Source organism: Sphingomonas sp. ID1715, from assembly GCF_013044515.1.
GTDB lineage: Bacteria > Pseudomonadota > Alphaproteobacteria > Sphingomonadales > Sphingomonadaceae > Sphingomonas_B.
The window spans coordinates 1-3151 of the sequence record NZ_JABEPR010000025.1 but is presented as its reverse complement, the minus strand read 5'-3'; the positions used below and the strand labels follow the sequence as shown (position 1 = coordinate 3151).

Below are 3151 nucleotides of genomic sequence, written 5' to 3'. Positions count from 1 at the left end.
CTCAGCGTTGTTGTTGGTGGTGTGGACTCTCAAGCGTGAGGTAAGGGCATTTGGTGGATGCCTTGGCATGCACAGGCGATGAAGGACGTGGCACGCTGCGATAAGCGTCGGTGAGGTGTGAGCAACCTTTGACCCGACGATTTCCGAATGGGGAAACCCACCTTCACCATTTACTCAGCTGCTGAGCGATCAGTGGCTGGGTAAATGGGAACGAAGGTATCACTGAAGTGAATACATAGCTTTGGTGAAGCGAACCCGGAGAACTGAAACATCTCAGTACCCGGAGGAAAAGACATCAACCGAGATTCCGTAAGTAGTGGCGAGCGAAAGCGGACCAGGCCAGTGCCTGACATTCAACTAGCAGAACGATTTGGAAAGATCGGCCGGAGCGGGTGACAGCCCCGTATGCGAAAGTGAGATGTCAGGACTCGAGTAGGGCGGGACACGTGAAATCCTGTCTGAACATGGGGGGACCACCCTCCAAGCCTAAATACTCGTGCATGACCGATAGCGAACAAGTACCGTGAGGGAAAGGTGAAAAGCACCCCGATGAGGGGAGTGAAACAGTACCTGAAACCGAATGCCTACAAGCAGTGGGAGGGTCTTTATGGCCTGACCGCGTACCTCTTGCATAATGGGTCAGTGACTTAATGTATCTGGCAAGCTTAAGCCGATAGGTGGAGGCGCAGCGAAAGCGAGTCTGAATAGGGCGCTTTAGTCAGATGTATTAGACCCGAAACCCGGCGATCTAGGCATGACCAGGATGAAGGTGGGGTAACACCCACTGGAGGTCCGAACCGATTACCGTTGAAAAGGTACCGGATGAGTTGTGTTTAGGGGTGAAAGGCCAATCAAGCCGGGAAATAGCTGGTTCTCCGCGAAAACTATTGAGGTAGTGCCTCGGAATTGACACCGTTGGGGGTAGAGCACTGGATGGGCTAGGGGGTCGCGAGATCTACCAAACCTAACCAAACTCCGAATACCAACGAGTGATGTCCGGGAGACAGACGGCGGGTGCTAAGGTCCGTCGTCAAGAGGGAAACAGCCCTGACCTACAGCTAAGGTCCCCAAGTCGTGTCTAAGTGGGAAAGCATGTGGGAATCCCAAAACAACCAGGAGGTTGGCTTAGAAGCAGCCATCCTTTAAAGAAAGCGTAACAGCTCACTGGTCTAAATAAGGGTTCCTGCGGCGAAGATGTAACGGGGCTCAAGACACGCACCGAAGCTTAGGGTTGCAGTTTACTGCAGCGGTAGCGGAGCGTTCCGTAGGTCTGTGAAGCCGTCTGGTAATGGGCGGTGGAGATATCGGAAGTGCGAATGCTGACATGAGTAGCGATAAACAGAGTGAGATGCTCTGTCGCCGAAAGACCAAGGGTTCCTGCGCAAGGCTAATCCGCGCAGGGTGAGTCGGCCCCTAAGACGAGCCCGAAGGGGGTAGTCGATGGGAAACTGGTTAATATTCCAGTACCTGGAGGTGTGTGACGGATGGTGTGTGTTGTACGCTCTTATCGGATTGAGCGTGCTTCGAAGCTGTCCCGGGAAATAGCCCCTCCGTATAGACCGTACCCGAAACCGACACAGGTGGTCAGGTAGAGTATACCAAGGCGCTTGAGAGAAGGGTGTTGAAGGAACTCGGCAAATTGCCTCCGTACCTTCGGAAGAAGGAGGCCCTTGATATGCGCAAGCACTTCAAGGGGGCACAGGCCAGGGGGTAGCGACTGTTTAGCAAAAACACAGGGCTCTGCTAAGTCGGCTTCAAGACGACGTATAGGGTCTGACGCCTGCCCGGTGCCGGAAGGTTAAGAGGAGGAGTGCAAGCTCTGAATTGAAGCCCCGGTAAACGGCGGCCGTAACTATAACGGTCCTAAGGTAGCGAAATTCCTTGTCGGGTAAGTTCCGACCTGCACGAATGGCGTAACGACTTCCCCACTGTCTCCAACACCTGCTCAGCGAAATTGAATTCTCCGTGAAGATGCGGAGTACCCGCGGTTAGACGGAAAGACCCCGTGCACCTTTACTGCAGCTTCAGAGTGGCAGTGGAAAATAACTGTGTAGAATAGGTGGGAGGCTTTGAAGCCGGGGCGCCAGCCCTGGTGGAGCCACAATGTGAAATACCACCCTGTTGTTTTCTACTGTCTAACCACGGACCGTTAGCCGGTTCTGGGACCCTCTGTGGCGGGTAGTTTGACTGGGGCGGTCGCCTCCCAAAGAGTAACGGAGGCGCGCGAAGGTTGGCTCAGGCCGGTTGGAAACCGGCTGTTAGAGTGCAATGGCATAAGCCAGCCTGACTGCGAGACTGACAAGTCGAGCAGAGACGAAAGTCGGTCATAGTGATCCGGTGGTCCCTCGTGGAAGGGCCATCGCTCAACGGATAAAAGGTACGCCGGGGATAACAGGCTGATAACCCCCAAGAGCTCATATCGACGGGGTTGTTTGGCACCTCGATGTCGGCTCATCACATCCTGGGGCTGGAGCAGGTCCCAAGGGTTTGGCTGTTCGCCAATTAAAGTGGTACGTGAGCTGGGTTCAGAACGTCGCGAGACAGTTTGGTCCCTATCTGCCGTGGGCGTCGAAGTTTGAGAGGAGTTGACCCTAGTACGAGAGGACCGGGTTGAACGTACCTCTGGTGGACCTGTCGTTCTGCCAAGAGCGCAGCAGGGTAGCTATGTACGGACGGGATAACCGCTGAAAGCATCTAAGCGGGAAGCCTCCCTCAAGATAAGACTTCATAGAGCCGTCGGAGACCACGACGTTGATAGATCGGATGTGGAAGTGGGGTAACCCATGGAGCTAACCGATACTAATTGCTCTATTCGCGCTTGAGAGGACACACCATCAACAACAGCGTTGATGAAGTGGATATGACCTCAGCACCTGTATGCACGGGCATCGATCAATGACTTCGCCTCCACTTTTGGCGAAGCCAATCCTCGGCCAAAGCACCATCCCTCGACATGCTCGGGAGAGCCTTTGGCCGAAATCCTTTTGCGGCGGCTCTATAGCTTGGTGGCCATAGCGTCTGTGACCCACCCGATCCCATCCCGAACTCGGACGTGAAACCAGACTGCGCCAATGGTACTATCGCTCAAGCGATGGAAGAGTAGGGCGTCGCCAGGCTTTAAAGCCGCCGCAATATCAACAAACCCATTCAC

2 rRNA genes are annotated in these 3151 nt (G+C 54.5%); both read left to right on the top strand.

The window, feature by feature from the left end:
- Positions 1 to 30: 30 nt before the first annotated feature.
- A 23S ribosomal RNA gene (locus HJG53_RS18185) occupies positions 31 to 2823 on the top strand.
- A 178-nt stretch (positions 2824 to 3001) separates the two neighbouring features.
- Positions 3002 to 3116 (top strand): 5S ribosomal RNA (rrf, locus tag HJG53_RS18180).
- The last annotated feature ends 35 nt before the right edge of the window (positions 3117 to 3151 follow it).